Annotated in this window: 15 protein-coding genes; 5 read left to right on the top strand and 10 right to left on the bottom strand. The window is 73.4% G+C overall.

The window, feature by feature from the left end:
- Positions 1-4 precede the first annotated feature (4 nt).
- Together DBP14_RS29190 and DBP14_RS29185 are read left to right on the top strand one after the other, a co-directional pair.
- The gene (locus DBP14_RS29190) at positions 5-1,852 is read left to right on the top strand and encodes an ABC transporter ATP-binding protein (protein WP_129310132.1); all 1,848 of its coding nucleotides are present in this window, start codon (positions 5-7) and stop codon (positions 1,850-1,852) included.
- A complete protein-coding gene (locus DBP14_RS29185) occupies positions 1,849-2,781 on the top strand; it encodes a serine/threonine-protein kinase (RefSeq protein WP_241741063.1) in 933 nt (310 codons plus the stop codon). The genes DBP14_RS29190 and DBP14_RS29185 overlap by 4 nt, the downstream gene beginning before the upstream one ends.
- A 19-nt stretch (positions 2,782-2,800) precedes the next feature.
- Here the strand turns inward: DBP14_RS29185 and DBP14_RS29180 are convergent, their stop codons facing one another.
- From DBP14_RS29180 to DBP14_RS29145, 8 genes are all read right to left on the bottom strand, one after another.
- Complete coding sequence (locus DBP14_RS29180) at positions 2,801-3,580, bottom strand: zf-HC2 domain-containing protein (RefSeq protein WP_129310130.1); 780 nt, start codon at positions 3,578-3,580, stop codon at positions 2,801-2,803.
- The gene (locus DBP14_RS29175) at positions 3,570-4,166 is read right to left on the bottom strand and encodes an RNA polymerase sigma factor (protein ID WP_129312144.1); all 597 of its coding nucleotides are present in this window, start codon (positions 4,164-4,166) and stop codon (positions 3,570-3,572) included. The genes DBP14_RS29180 and DBP14_RS29175 overlap by 11 nt, the downstream gene beginning before the upstream one ends.
- Positions 4,167-4,263: 97 nt before the next feature.
- A complete protein-coding gene (locus DBP14_RS29170) occupies positions 4,264-4,815 on the bottom strand; it encodes an arginine repressor (RefSeq protein ID WP_129310128.1) in 552 nt (183 codons plus the stop codon).
- A gap of 7 nt (positions 4,816-4,822) precedes the next feature.
- The gene (locus DBP14_RS29165) at positions 4,823-6,028 is read right to left on the bottom strand and encodes an acetylornithine transaminase (RefSeq protein ID WP_129310126.1); all 1,206 of its coding nucleotides are present in this window, start codon (positions 6,026-6,028) and stop codon (positions 4,823-4,825) included.
- On the bottom strand, positions 6,025-6,942 hold the full coding sequence (gene argB / locus DBP14_RS29160) for an acetylglutamate kinase (RefSeq protein ID WP_129310124.1): 918 nt from the start codon (positions 6,940-6,942) through the stop codon (positions 6,025-6,027). The genes DBP14_RS29165 and argB overlap by 4 nt, the downstream gene beginning before the upstream one ends.
- Positions 6,939-8,090 carry a bifunctional glutamate N-acetyltransferase/amino-acid acetyltransferase ArgJ gene (gene argJ, locus DBP14_RS29155; protein WP_129310122.1) on the bottom strand — a complete coding sequence of 384 codons (1,152 nt, stop codon included), beginning with the start codon at positions 8,088-8,090 and terminating at the stop codon, positions 6,939-6,941. The genes argB and argJ overlap by 4 nt, the downstream gene beginning before the upstream one ends.
- Positions 8,087-9,115, bottom strand: coding sequence for an N-acetyl-gamma-glutamyl-phosphate reductase (gene argC, locus DBP14_RS29150; protein WP_129310120.1), 1,029 nt, complete (start codon positions 9,113-9,115; stop codon positions 8,087-8,089). The genes argJ and argC overlap by 4 nt, the downstream gene beginning before the upstream one ends.
- Before the next feature lie 45 nt (positions 9,116-9,160).
- A complete protein-coding gene (locus DBP14_RS29145; protein ID WP_129312143.1) occupies positions 9,161-9,589 on the bottom strand; it encodes a GtrA family protein in 429 nt (142 codons plus the stop codon).
- Positions 9,590-9,714: 125 nt separating this feature from the next.
- Here DBP14_RS29145 and DBP14_RS29140 point away from each other — a divergent pair, with 125 nt between their 5' ends.
- The gene (locus DBP14_RS29140) at positions 9,715-10,125 is read left to right on the top strand and encodes a carboxymuconolactone decarboxylase family protein (protein ID WP_129310118.1); all 411 of its coding nucleotides are present in this window, start codon (positions 9,715-9,717) and stop codon (positions 10,123-10,125) included.
- Positions 10,126-10,127: 2 nt separating this feature from the next.
- Positions 10,128-10,598 carry a DUF6314 family protein gene (locus tag DBP14_RS29135; protein ID WP_129310116.1) on the top strand — a complete coding sequence of 157 codons (471 nt, stop codon included), beginning with the start codon at positions 10,128-10,130 and terminating at the stop codon, positions 10,596-10,598.
- Between the two features lie 7 nt (positions 10,599-10,605).
- On the opposite strand, the gene DBP14_RS29130 is transcribed toward DBP14_RS29135, so the two are convergent.
- Positions 10,606-11,199, bottom strand: a complete 594-nt coding sequence (locus DBP14_RS29130) for a histidine phosphatase family protein (protein ID WP_129310114.1) — start codon at positions 11,197-11,199, stop codon at positions 10,606-10,608.
- A 73-nt stretch (positions 11,200-11,272) separates the two neighbouring features.
- Positions 11,273-12,739 carry a PLP-dependent aminotransferase family protein gene (locus DBP14_RS29125; RefSeq protein ID WP_206739376.1) on the bottom strand — a complete coding sequence of 489 codons (1,467 nt, stop codon included), beginning with the start codon at positions 12,737-12,739 and terminating at the stop codon, positions 11,273-11,275.
- Between DBP14_RS29125 and DBP14_RS29120 the strand changes: the two genes are divergently transcribed.
- On the top strand, positions 12,738-13,649 hold the full coding sequence (locus DBP14_RS29120; RefSeq protein WP_129310113.1) for a DMT family transporter: 912 nt from the start codon (positions 12,738-12,740) through the stop codon (positions 13,647-13,649). The two genes, DBP14_RS29125 and DBP14_RS29120, sit on opposite strands and share 2 nt — an antisense overlap.
- The last annotated feature ends 2 nt before the right edge of the window (positions 13,650-13,651 follow it).

Raw genomic sequence — 13,651 nt, 5'->3', positions numbered from 1 at the left:
ACACATGCCGGCTGAGCGGACCGGAGTCCGGAGGACCCGGTCCGCTCCGCGGTCGTCCTCCGACGCCGTGGTCGCGGCGGCGCCCCCGGTGCCGCTGCGCGAGGTGTTCCGGAGGTTCTGGCCCTACACCCGGGGCGGCCGGCGCTGGTTCGCGCCGATCCTCCTGTTCAGCCTCATCGGCCCGTGCGTGGACGCGGCGGAGATCTGGCTGTTCAAGGTCGTCGTGGACGAGGTGCTCGTCCCCCGGGACCTGCATCCCTTCCTGTGGATCGCACCGGCCTACCTGGGCCTCATCATCTGCTCGGGCGCCCTCGGCTACGCGGACGACGTCACCTCCACCTGGGTCAGCGAACGGTTCCTGCTCGGGCTGCGCTCCGACGTGTTCCGGCACGTCCAGGGCCTCTCCCTCGGCTTCTTCGAGCGCCGCCGGCTCGGGGACGTGCTGTCCCGGGTCACCGGCGACGTCGACGCGGTCGAGACGTTCCTGCTCTCGGGCGTCGCGAACGCCCTCTACTACGTGGTCCGGCTCGGCGTCTTCCTCGGGCTGCTGGTCTACCTGCGCTGGGACCTGACCCTGCTCGCCCTGTTCATCGTGCCGCTGTTCTGGGCCGCCGCCCGGCACTTCTCCCGGCTGATCAAGGACGCCTCGCGGGAACGCAGACGGCGCAGCGGCTCGATCAGCGCCATCGCCGAGGAGTCGCTGGGCAACGTCGCGCTGGTGCAGGCGTACAACCGGCAGGAGTGGGAGGAGCGCCGGTTCGACACGGAGAACGAGGGCCGGTTCCGGGCGGCGATGGCGTCGGCGCGGATCCGTGCCGTCTACGGTCCCGTCGTCGAGATCATCGAGGTGTCCGGCGGTCTCGCGGTCATGGGGCTGGGCACCTGGAAGCTCGCCCAGGGCCAGCTCACGCTGGGCGGGCTGCTGGTCTTCCTGGCCCTCATCACCAAGCTGTACAGCCCGGTGCGCTCCCTGTCCCACCTCGGGACCACCTTCTACGCGGCCTCCGCCTCGGCCGAACGCATCATCGAACTCCTGGACCAGCGGCCCCAGGTCGCCGAGGCCACGGGCGCCCGGCGGACCGGCCGGGTACGGGGCGAGGTGGCCTTCGACGGTGTCGGCTTCCGCTATCCGGGCTCACCGGCCTGGGCCCTGACGGACGTCTCCTTCCACGTCGCGCCGGGCGAGACCCTGGCGCTGGTCGGGGCCAGCGGCGCCGGCAAGTCGACCGTCGCCAAGCTCCAACTGCGCTTCTACGACCCCGACCGGGGAGCCGTCCTCCTCGACGGGACCGACCTGCGCGAGCTGCGCCTCACCGACGTGCGGGAGAGCGTCGCGGTGGTGCTGCAGGAGACCCTCGTCTTCCACGGCACCGTGCGCGAGAACATCGCCTACGGCCGGCCGGGAGCGACCGACGCGGAGATCGTCGCCGCGGCCCGCGCGGCGGACGCCCACGCGTTCGTCGAGCGCCTCCCGGCGGGCTACGACACCCTGGTCGGCCAGCGCGGCCGGACCCTGTCCGGCGGCCAGTGCCAGCGCCTGGCGATCGCCCGCGCGATGATCAGGGACGCGCCCGTGCTGCTGCTCGACGAGCCGACCACCGGGCTCGACGTCCGCTCCGGGCGGCGGATCATGGACCCGCTGCGCCGGCTGATGGCCGGGCGGACCACGGTCGTCATCTCCCACAACCTGCTCACCGTCCGGGACGCCGACCGCGTCGTCGTCCTCGACCAGGGGCGGGTCGTCGAACAGGGCGCCCACGAGGACCTGCTCCGGCACGAGGGACCGTACGCCCGCCTGCACCGGCTGAACGCCATGACCGGGCTCCCCGACGGCAAGAAGGTGCTGTCGTGAGCGTCTCCAGCGTCCGGCGGGCCCCGCCACTCCTGGCCCCGGGCGCCCGGCCGGCCCCCGGCTACCAGATCCTCGCCCACCTCACCCGCACCGGCTGGCTCGACGTGTACGACGCCTGGAGCGCGGAGCGGGACTGCCGGTGCGTGGTCAAGGTCGTGCGGCCCGACCGGCGGAACGAGCCGCGGATGACCGGACGGCTGCTGCGGGAGGGCCGCTGGCTGCGCGAGTTCAGCCATCCGCACCTGGTACGCGGCTACGACGCCTTCGACGGCCCCGAGCCGCTCGTGGTCCTGGAGACCCTGACCGGGGAGACGCTGTCCCACCTGGTGGACCGGCTGCGGCGCCGGCCGTCCGCCGCCGACGTGGCGCTGCTCGGCGTGCAGTTGTGCTCGGCGGTCCACTACCTGCACGGCCGGGGCCTGCTGCACCTGGACCTGAAGCCGTCCAACGTGGTGGTGGACCGCGGGCACGCGAAGGTGCTCGATCTCAGCGTGGCGCGGCCCCCCGGTCCGGCGCCGGCCGGGCTGGGCACGTTCGGCTACCTCTCGCCGGAGCAGGCCCGCGGCGGGCCGCTGACGGCCGCCGCCGACGTGTGGGGCATCGGCGTCACGTTGTTCGAGGTCGCCTGCGGTGACGTGCCGTTCGACCCCGGCGAGACCGTGGACGACCCGGACGACTCGGACGGCGGGGACGACTCCGACGGCGGGAGCGGCGGCGGCCCGTTCGGTGACGGTCCCGGCGACTGGTATCCCCAGCTGGAGGAGAGCGCCCCGCCGGTCGTGTCCCGGCGCCGGCTGCCGTCCGCGCTGGCCGCCGCCATCGACCGCTGTCTGCTGCCCGACCCGGCGTCCCGGCCCATCGTCGCCGCGCTGGCCGCCGCCCTCGACGCGACCCTCCCCGTCCGGCAGCGCCCCGCTCCCCGCGTCTGAGCCGCTCCGTCCGCCGGGTTCAGTCCGCCGGGGTCTGGATGTGCCCGGTCTGCAACTGGGCCCGGGCCAGGAGCGTGCCGCCCGTGGACAGCAGGCGGGCGCCGGACAGCGCGGCGGGGTCGACGTGGGCCGCCACGCCCCACTCGCCGTGCCCGTCGCGTACCGCGAAGTCACCGACGCGGACGGAGCTGCCGTCGGTGTGCTCCAGCAGGCAGACGACCCGGCCGGTGTACGGCGTGCCCGAGGCGGCCGCGTCGAGGGACACGAAGATCCAGCCGGGGCTGCCGGGGTGGGCGTAGACCTCGCCGACGGACCGGCCGCGGCCGCCCGGCGTGGTGAGGTCACCGACCAGCAGGGGTTCGGACTCCACGGCGGACGAGGCCGTCGAGGAGGACGCGACCTGTTCGACGGCGGTGCCGACGGCCCAGCCGCCGAAGCCGCAGACGACCGCCGCGGCCACCGCGGCCGACGCGATCCGCAGCCGGGCACGCCGGGCGGGTCCCCGCAGGCCCTGGCGCAGCCGTCCGGGGCCGCGGGGCTGCGGGCGTTCCTGGAGCGTCGGCGCGGCCGGGGTCATGCGGAGCGCCGCCCGGGACTCGAACCCGAGCGGTGGTTCGCGGTCCGGGAGCAGGCCGATCAGCCGGTCGCCGATCAGGGTGAGCTGCCCGACGTGCTCCCGGCAGTCCGCGCACCGGTCCAGGTGGGCGACCGTCTCGGCGCGTTCCCGGCCGGGCAGCACGCCCAGCGCCAGCTCGGCGCCGTACGCCCGTACCCTCTCGCAGGTCACGTCACTGGTCATGGTCGCCTCGGCTCTGCGGCCCCGGTGCCGCGAGCGTGGTCCTCAGCTTGCCCATCGCGGCCCGTATCCGCGTCTTGGCGGTGCCCAGCGGGATGCCTTCGGAGTCGGCGACCTGCTGGGCCGTCAGGCCGTAGATGCCCGCCATCACCAGGGCACGAGCCTGTTCCCGCGGCAGCCGCGCCACGGCGGCCCGGAGCTGGGCGGAGGCCTCGTCGGCCAGCGCCCACCGCTCGGGGGTCTCGGTGACGATGCCGAGGAGCGCGTCCAGGTCCTCGGGCGGCACCGGCTGCGTCCGGCGGGCGCGGACGGCGTCGATGGCGAGGTTGTGCGCGATGGTCGTCAGCCAGGTCGTGACCGAGCCGCGGCGCGGGTCGTAGATCTGCGCGTGGCGCCAGGCCCGTTCGAAGGTCTGCTGGGCGATGTCCTCGGCGAGCTGCCGGTCCCCGGTGACGGCCATGGCGACACCGAAGACGCGGTGCTGGAACCTCCGTACGAAGGTGACCGCGAGTTCCGGGTCGCCCGTGGACAGCCCGGAGAGGAGAGCCTCGTCCGGGAGGCGCCCGACGGGGAACCGGAAACCCGACACACCTGTGTATACGGCCGACCACCGCCAGGGGATTGCCCGCCGGCTGCGGAAGATCACCCACCCATTGTCCGCCGCGGGCTCGGGGCCCGCACCCGGGTCAGTGCCCGTTCTGCGCCAGCCGCAGCAGGTGGTCCGCGAGGGCCTGGCCGCCGTCCGGCTCGCGGCTGATCAGCAGCAGGGTGTCGTCGCCGGCGATGGTGCCGAGGATGTCGTGCAGCTCGGCCTGGTCGATCGCCGAGGCGAGGAACTGGGCGGCACCCGGCGGGGTGCGCAGGACCACGAGGTTGGCCGAGGCCTCCGCGGAGATCAGCAGCTCTTGGGAGAGGCGCCGCATGCGCTCCTCCTTGGCCGACCCGCCGAGCGGTGCGCGCGGGGTGCGGAAGCCGCCCTCGCTGGGCACCGCGTAGATCAGGTCGCCGTCGGTGTTGCGGATCTTGACCGCGTTCAGCTCGTCGAGGTCGCGGGAGAGCGTCGCCTGGGTGACGCTCAGCCCGTCGTCGGCGAGCAGCTTGGCCAGCTGGCTCTGCGAGCGCACCGGCTGCCGGTTGAGGATGTCCACGATCCGGCGGTGGCGTGCGGTGCGGGTCTGCGGTACGGCGGGCCCGGCGCCCGGCTGTTCCGCGTGCTCGTGTTCCTGCGCCTGGCTCATCGTCGTCTCATTCTCCGGATCGTCCGTCCCCGTGTCCCGGGTCCACCGCGCCGAGGATGCCGGGCAGCGCCCGGAGGAAGGCGTCCACCTCGTCGTCGCCGATGTTCAGCGCCGGCATGAGCCGGACGACGTCGGGGGCGGGCGCGTTCACCAGGAAACCGGCCTCCTGGGCCGTCTGCTGCACCTGTGACGCGTGTGGCCCGGTGAGCACGATACCCAGCAACAGGCCCGCGCCCCGGACATGGTCGATCATCGGGTGGCCGAGGGACTCGATCCCGTCGCGGAGTTGGCCGCTCTGCCGCTTGACGTTCTCCAGCAGGCCCTCGGACTCGATGGTGTCGAGGACGGCGAGTCCGGCGGCGCAGGCGACCGGATTGCCACCGAAGGTCGTGCCGTGGTGGCCGGGGTGGAGCAGGTCGGCGGCGCGTCCGAAGGCGACGGTGGCGCCGAGCGGCAGGCCGCCGCCGAGCTGCTTGGCGAGGGTGACGACATCGGGCAGCACGCCGTCGTGGGCCTGGTACTCGAACCAGTGCCCGGTGCGGCCGATGCCGGTCTGCACCTCGTCGAGGACGAGGAGGGCGCCGGTCGCGGCGGTGATGGCGCGGGCCGCCTTCAGATAGCCGGGCGGCGGGACGACGACGCCGAGTTCGCCCTGGATGGGCTCGATGACGACGAGGGCGGTCTCCTCGGTGACGGCGGCGGCCAGGGCCTGCGCGTCGCCGAAGGGCACGTGGGTGACGTCGCCGGGCAGCGGCTGGAACGGCTCCCGCTTGCCGGGCTGCCCGGTGAGCGCGAGGGCGCCCATGGTCCGGCCGTGGAAGCCGCCCTCGGTGGCGACGACATGGGTCCGTCCGGTCAGCCGGCCGATCTTGAACGCGGCCTCGTTGGCCTCGGCGCCGGAGTTGCAGAAGAAGACCCTGCCCTCCCGGCCGAACAGCCCGAGCAGGCGTTCGGCGAGGGCGACGGTCGGCTCGGCCATGAAGAAGTTGGAGATGTGGCCCAGGGAGCCGATCTGCCGGGTCACGGCCTCGACGATCGCGGGGTGGGCGTGGCCGAGGGCGTTGGTCGCGATGCCGCCGACGAAGTCGAGGTATCGGGTGCCCTCGGCGTCCCAGACCGTGGAGCCCTCGCCGCGCACGAGGGGCAGCCTCGGCGTGCCGTAGTTGTTCATCAGCGCGCCCTGCCAGCGCGCGGTCAGCTCCTGGTTGCTCATGACTCCCCCTCGTGGTCGTCGGGCTCGTCGGGCACGACCATCGTGCCGATGCCCTCGTCGGTGAAGATCTCCAGCAGGATCGAGTGCTGGACCCGCCCGTCGATGACGCGGGCGGTGTGCACGCCGCCGCGCACGGCGTGCAGGCAGCCCTCCATCTTCGGCACCATCCCGGAGGACAGCTCCGGCAGCAGCTTCTCCAGCTGGGAGGCGGTGAGGCGGCTGATCACCTCGTCGGAGTCGGGCCAGTTCTCGTAGAGGCCCTCGACGTCGGTGAGGACCATCAGCGTCTCGGCGCCGAGGGCGGCGGCGAGCGCGGCGGCCGCGGTGTCGGCGTTGACGTTGTAGACGTGCCCGTCGTCCTGGGAGCGGGCGATGGACGACACGACCGGGATGCGGCCGTCGGCGAGCAGCGCCTCGATGGCGCCGGTGTCGATGTCGGTGATCTCGCCGACCCGTCCGATGTCGACCAGTTCGCCGTCGATCTCGGGCCGGTGCCGGGTGGCGGTGATGGTGTGCGCGTCCTCGCCGGTGAGGCCGACGGCGAGCGGGCCGTGCTGGTTGAGCAGCCCGACCAGCTCCCGCTGCACCTGGCCGGCCAGCACCATCCGTACGACGTCCATGGCGTCCTCGGTGGTGACGCGCAGGCCGGCCTTGAACTCGCTGACGATGCCGTGCCGGTCGAGGGCGGCGCTGATCTGCGGGCCGCCACCGTGCACGACGACCGGCTTGAGGCCGGCGTGCCGCAGGAAGACGACGTCCTGGGCGAAGGCGGCCTTCAGCTCCGCGTCGACCATGGCGTTGCCGCCGAACTTGATGACGACGATCCTGCCGTGGTGCCGGGTCAGCCAGGGCAGCGCCTCGATGAGGATCTGGGCCTTGGGCAGTGCCGTGTGTTTGCGGGTCACATTGCTCATGACGAATAGGCGCTGTTCTCGTGGACGTAGTCGGCGGTCAGGTCGTTGGTCCAGATGGTGGCGGTCTCGGTGCCGGCGGCCAGGTCCGCGACGATGTGGACCTCGCGGTAGCGCATGTCGACCTTGTCGCGGTCCTCGCCGACGGAGCCGTTCTTGCACACCCAGACGCCGTTGATGGCGACGTTCAGCCGGTCCGGTTCGAAGGCGGCTGAGGTGGTGCCGATGGCGGACAGGACGCGGCCCCAGTTGGGGTCCTCGCCGTGGATGGCGCACTTGAGGAGGTTGTTGCGGGCGATGGAGCGGCCGACCTCGACGGCGTCGTCCTCGGTCGCGGCGCCCACCACCTCGACCTTGATGTCCTTGCCGGCGCCCTCGGCGTCCCGGATGAGCTGCTGGCCGAGGTCGTCGCAGACCTGCCGTACGGCCTCCGCGAACTCGGCGTGGTCCGGGGTCAGGCCCGAGGCGCCGGAGGCGAGGAGCAGCACGGTGTCGTTGGTGGACATGCAGCCGTCGGAGTCGACGCGGTCGAAGGTGACCCTGGTGGCCGCCCTGAGGGCCTGGTCCAGGGTGGCGGCGTCCAGGTCGGCGTCGGTGGTGAGGACGACGAGCATGGTGGCGAGACCGGGGGCGAGCATGCCCGCGCCCTTGGCCATGCCGCCGACGGTCCAGCCGTCCTTGGCGACGACGGAGGTCTTGTGGACGGTGTCGGTGGTCTTGATGGCGATGGCGGCCTTCTCGCCGCCGTGCTCGGAGAGCTGCCCGGCGGCGGTCTCGACGCCGGGGAGCAGCTTGTCCATGGGCAGCAGGACGCCGATGAGCCCGGTGGAGCAGACGGCGACCTCGCCCGCGCCGGTGCCGAGCACCTCGGCCGCCTTCTCGGCGGTGGCGTGGGTGTCCTGGAAGCCCTTGGGGCCGGTGCAGGCGTTGGCGCCGCCGGAGTTGAGGACCACGGCGGTGACCTGCCCGCTCTTGAGGACCTGCTCGGACCAGAGCACGGGGGCGGCCTTGACGCGGTTGGAGGTGAAGACGCCGGCGGCGGCGCGGCGGGGCCCGGTGTTGACCACGAGGGCCAGGTCGGGGTTGCCGTTCTCCTTGATCCCGGCGGCGATGCCCGCCGCCGTGAATCCCTTTGCTGCCGTCACACTCACGGCGCGACTCCGATCGTGGTCAATCCGGTGGTCTCGGCGAGACCGAGGGCGAGGTTCATGCTCTGCACGGCACCGCCCGCGGTGCCCTTGGTCAGGTTGTCGATGGCGCTGATCGCGATGACCCGGCCGGCTTCGGCGTCGTACGCCACCTGCACCTGGACGGCGTTGGAGCCGTACACGGAGCCGGTGGCCGGCCACCGGCCCTCGGGGAGCAGGTGGACGAACGGCTCGTCGGCATAGGCCTTCTCGTAGGCGGCGCGCAGGGACTCGGCGGTGACGCCGGGCCGGGCCGCCGCGCTGCACGTGGCGAGGATGCCGCGGGGCATGGGTGCGAGCGTCGGGGTGAACGACACCGAGATCCGCTCGCCGGCCGCTCCGCTGAGGTTCTGGATCATCTCGGGGGTGTGCCGGTGGCCGCCGCCGACGCCGTAGGGGGTCATGGAGCCCATGACCTCGCTGCCCAGCAGGTGCGGCTTGGGCGCCTTGCCGGCCCCGGAGGTGCCGGAGGCGGCGACGATCACGGCCTCGGGCCCGGCGAGCCGGCTCGCGTAGGCCGGATACAGGGCGAGGGAGACCGCGGTGGGGTAGCAACCGGGCACCGCGACGCGCTTGGACCCCTCCAGCGCGGCACGGGCACCCGGAAGTTCGGGAAGGCCGTAGGGCCAGGTGCCGGCGTGCGGGGAGCCGTAGAACCGCTCCCAGTCGGCCGGGTCCGTCAGCCGGAAGTCGGCGCCCATGTCGACGACGAGGACGTCCGGGCCGAGCTGTTCGGCGACGGCGGCGGACTGCCCGTGGGGCAGCGCCAGGAAGACGACGTCGTGCCCGGCGAGCTGCTCGGCCGTCGTCTCGGCCAGCACCCGGTCGGCCAGCGGCAGCAGGTGCGGCTGGAGCGCGCCGAGCCGCTGCCCGGCGTTGGAGTTGCCGGTCAGGGCACCGATCTCGACCTCGGGGTGTGCGAGGAGCAGGCGCAGGAGTTCTCCGCCCGCGTATCCGCTCGCTCCGGCCACCGCCGCACGTACCGCCATGTCCACCCTCCTCTGGATGGCATGACTATACGTATCCCTGCACGTTTATGCAATCGTGCCGGGTGATCTCCGAGGCAGCATGATCCGGCGGGAGACGAGGAAGGTCACCGGGATCGCCGCCGCGGACGCCAGCAGGGGGGCGAAGCGGCTGGACGTGCGCAGCAGGTCGACCATCACGTAGACGGTGGCCGTGGTGATCACGAAGTTGGTGACGTTCGTCAGGGGGAACAGCAGGAACTTCCGCCAGGTCGGCCGCGTGCGGTAGGTGAAGCGCGCGTTCAGGAAGAAGGACCCGACCATGCTGAGCACGAAGGCGAGGGTGTGGGCGGCCAGGTAGGGCAGCCAGGTGAGGAACAGCAGGTAGAGCAGGTAGTACGTGGCCGTGTTCACCGCGCCCACCACCCCGAAGGTGAGGATCTGTCTCGATATCAAGGAGAAAACGTCTTTCGCCAGTTCCGCGTCGGCTGCCAGCATGGCCGACTTGACCTTGAGCACACTCGAAGTCATAGCGTTCCAGCGTTCCAGTCACGCTGGACAGCACCCGACGCATACTACGGACGGCCGCCGCGCGAGCGGCGGACGGGGACGGACGACCTGACATGAGCGAGAGCACCACCCGTGAAGAGCGCTTCGACCACGGCCTGGAGGTACTGCGCAGCGTCGACGGCGAGGCGGGACAGCGGGTCATCGACTCCCTCGCGGACATCAGCCCCGAGCTGGGCCGCCAGATCGTGTCCTGGGGCTTCGGCGAGATCTACGCCCGGCCCGAGCTGGCCCCGCGCGACCGCCAGCTGGTGACCATCGGCATGCTGACCGCGCTGGGCGGCTGCGAGCCCCAGCTGGAGGTGCACGTCAACGCCTCCCTGAACGTGGGTCTCACCCCGGAGCAGATCGTCGAGGCGATGCTGCACGCGGCCGTCTACTGCGGCTTCCCGAAGGCCCTGAACGCCACGTTCGTGGCCAAGAAGGTCTTCGCCGAGCGCGGGCTGCTGCCGCTCGGCCAGGAGTGACGGTGGCCGCGTGGCTTCCGGTGCCCGACGTCCTCGCCCACCTGCGCGGCAGCTGGCGGGTGGAGCGGAGCGTACTGGATCTGGCGGGCGGGGACGAGGGCCGCTTCCACGGGGTCACCGTCTTCGGTCCGCTCGACGGCGGCGGGCTGCTGCACGAGGAGTCGGGCACGTTCACCTGGCGGGGCGTGTCCCGGCCCGCGACGCGCACGCTGCGGTTCCTGCCGGGCGCCACGCCGGGCACGGCCGAGGTGCGGTTCGCGGACGGGCGGCCCTTCCACCCGCTGGACCTGACGTCCGGGCGGTGGACCGCCGAGCACCCGTGCGCGGCCGACCGCTACCGCGGCGAGTTCACGGTCCTCGACGCCGACCACTGGCGGTCGGTGTGGCGGGTCGGCGGCCCGGCGAAGGACCTCGTGCTGACCACCGGCTATACGCGTGAGCCGCTGAGCACCGGTTATATGCGTGAGCGCTGACCACCGGCTATATGCGTGAGCGCTGGGCGGCGACCCCGTCGAGCCGGAGGTTCCAGCGGCCCGAGCAGCCGCTGACCGTGGTCGTCGACAGCGGGCGGACGTCGATGTTCCAGTACGTGGCGGGCGGCGCCTTCAGGGCGTAGACGAGGGCGGCGCGGATCACGGACGGCTCGGCGACGGCGACGATCCGGCCGCCGTCCTCCACCGGTCGGGTGTCCAGCCAGCCGCCCACCCGGGAGATGAACGCGAGCAGCGACTCGCCGCCGTGCGGTGTGGAGCGCGGATCGGCCAGCCAGGCGTCCACGGACTCCGGCTCGCGGGCCATCGCCTCGCCCAGGGTCAGCCCGCGCCAGCGGCCCATGTCGCAGTCCCGCAGGGCGAGTTGCACCAGCGGGGCGTAGCCGAGCGCGTCACCGGTGGCGCGGCTGCGCGGCGTCGGCGAGCAGTAGCGCAGCTCGGCCGCCGCGAGCGGCAGCAGCTCCCCGGCGAACCGCTGCACCTCGTCCCAGCCGGCCTGGTCCAGCGGCCGGTCGTCCTCGAAGCGCTCCGCGAGCAGCGGGGAGCTGCGCGCGGCGGCGACGAACGTCACCCGAAGTTGCATGCGGTGATGGTGTGCCGCCCGTGCGGGCGGGTCAAGGGGCGTTACCGCTGAGTTACCCGGGGTGTGCGGACGCTCACGCGAAGGAGTCCGGGCCCAGGGCGCGGCCCTGGAGCACCTCGTCGCAGGCCGCGCGCAGCCGCCGTACCCCTTCGGTGATCTCGCCGGTGCCGGCGACCGCGGCGAAGCTCAGGCGGAGGTGGGCGGCCGGGGGTTCGGCGCTGAAGTAGGGGCGGCCGGGGGTGAGGGCGACGCCGGCGCGGAGGGCGGCGGCGGTCAGGGCGCTCTCGTCGGTGCCGTCGGGCAGGCGGAGCCAGAGGTGGTAGCCGCCGGACGGGATGTGCGGCAGGGCGAGTTCGGGCAGCCTCAGGGCGAGCGCGCCCGTCATGGCGTCGCGGCGGGCCTTCAACTCGGCGGAGAGGTTGCGCAGATGCCGGGGCCAGGCCGGGGAGCCGACGAGTTCCAGGGTGGCCTCCTGCAGCGGCCGGGGCACGAAGAAGCTGTCCACGACCTGGATGGCGCGCAGCCGTTCCAGGACCGGTCCGCGTGCGGCGAGCGCGCTGACCCGGAAGCTCGGCGAGGTCGCCTTGGTCAGCGAGCCGACGTGGACGACGACACCGTCCGGGTCGTCGGCGGCCAGCGGGCGGGGCAGGGGTCCGGCGTCGGCGTGCACGAGGCGCCGTACGAAGTCGTCCTCGACGACGAACGCGCCGGAGGCGCGGGCGATGCGCAGCACCTCGGCCCGCCGCTCGGGGGCGAGGACGGCGCCGGTCGGGTTCTGGAAGAGGGGCTGGCAGACGAACACCCGGGCGCCGCTGGCCCGGAAGGCGTCGGCGAGCAGGGCGGGTCGCACGCCGTCGGGGTCGACGGGTACGGGGACCGGGCGCAGTCCGGCGGCGCGGGCGAGGGCGAGCATGCCGGGGTAGGTGGGTGATTCGACGAGGACGGGGGCGCCGGGCGGGGCGAGGGCGCGCAGGGCGGTGGCCAGCGCGGACTGGCCGCCGGCGGCGATCAGCACCTCGGCGGCGGTGACGGACCCGCCGATGCCGCGCGCGAACCACTCCCGCAGCTCGGGCAGTCCCTCCAGCGGCGGCCGTCCCCAGGCACCCGGGCGCCGCCCGGCCCGGGCCAGGGCGGCGGCCATGGCCCGCTCGGGCTGCAGGGAGGGGTGCGGGTAGCCGCCGTTGAACTCCAGCACTCCGGGCGGGGGTGCGGCGAGGGACACGGTGACGCCGGTGGCGTCCACGGTGCGCGGTACGAGGTCGCCGGCGCCGTCGGCGCTGAGTGCGACCTCCTGCCAGGAGGTGTCCCCGGCGGGTACGGCCGTCTCGCGCGGGCCGGCCTTGAAGGCGCCGGCGCCGGGCCTAGTGACGACGAGCCCCTCCGCGGCGAGTTGGGCCAGCGCCCGGGACACGGTCACCGGGCTGACCCGGAACCGCTCGACCAGGACCCGGCTCGACGGGAGCTTTCCGCCGGGTGAGTAGCGGTCGAGGTCTCTCCGCAACTGTTCTGCCAGTTCACCCACACTGCTACGCTCGTGCATGAGAGTACAGAGTAGCGCTACTGCCGCAAGTCCGATAGCGGTCACCGCCCCCGGGGAGCGCCGCCTCCTCGGTGTCGGGCAGGCCGCGCTCGGCGTCGTCGCCTTCTCCCTCACCTTCCCCGCGACCGCCTGGGGCCTTGAGGGCTTCGGCCCCTGGTCACTGGTGGCGGTGCGCAGTGTCCTCGCGGCCCTCGTCGCGGGCGGCTGTCTGCTGGCCCTGCGGGTGCCGCTGCCCGAGCGGCGTCATCTGCCGGGACTCGCCGTGGTCGGGGCCGGCGTGGTGCTGGGCTTCCCCCTGCTGAGCACGCTCGCGCTGGAGACCTCCACCACCGCGCACGCCGCCGTCGTGGTGGGTCTGCTGCCGCTGACCACCGCGCTGTGCTCGGCACTGCGCATGGGCACCCGGCCCTCGCGGCGGTTCTGGCTGGCGGCGCTGACGGGTGCGGCGGCCGTGCTCGCGTTCACCGTCGGGCAGAGCGGCGGCGCGCTCACGGCGGCCGACGCCTACCTGTTCGGGGCCCTGGTGGTGTGCGCGGCCGGCTACACCGAGGGCGGCCGGCTGGCCCGGGTGATACCGGGCTGGCGGGTCATCGGCTGGGCGCTGGTGCTCTGCCTGCCGCTGACCGGGCCGATGGCCGCGCTGGCCCTGTCGCACGAGCCCGTGCACCTGACCGGGCACGCGGTCGCGGGCCTGCTGTGGGTCGCGGTCGGCTCGCAGTTCCTCGGCCTGGTCGTCTGGTACCGGGGCATGGCGGCCGTCGGGATCCCGCGGGCGAGCCAGTTGCAGTTGGCCCAGCCGCTGCTCACACTGGTGTGGTCGGCGCTGCTGCTGGGCGAGCACCTCACGGCGGCCGCTCCGCTGACCGCCGTAGCCGTGCTCGTGTGCATCGCCGTCACGCAGCGGTCGTGAAC

The sequence above is a fragment of the Streptomyces sp. L2 genome, from assembly GCF_004124325.1.
GTDB lineage: Bacteria > Actinomycetota > Actinomycetes > Streptomycetales > Streptomycetaceae > Streptomyces.
Note: the sequence above shows the minus strand (reverse complement) of the source record. Positions and strands in the feature narration are given on the sequence as shown.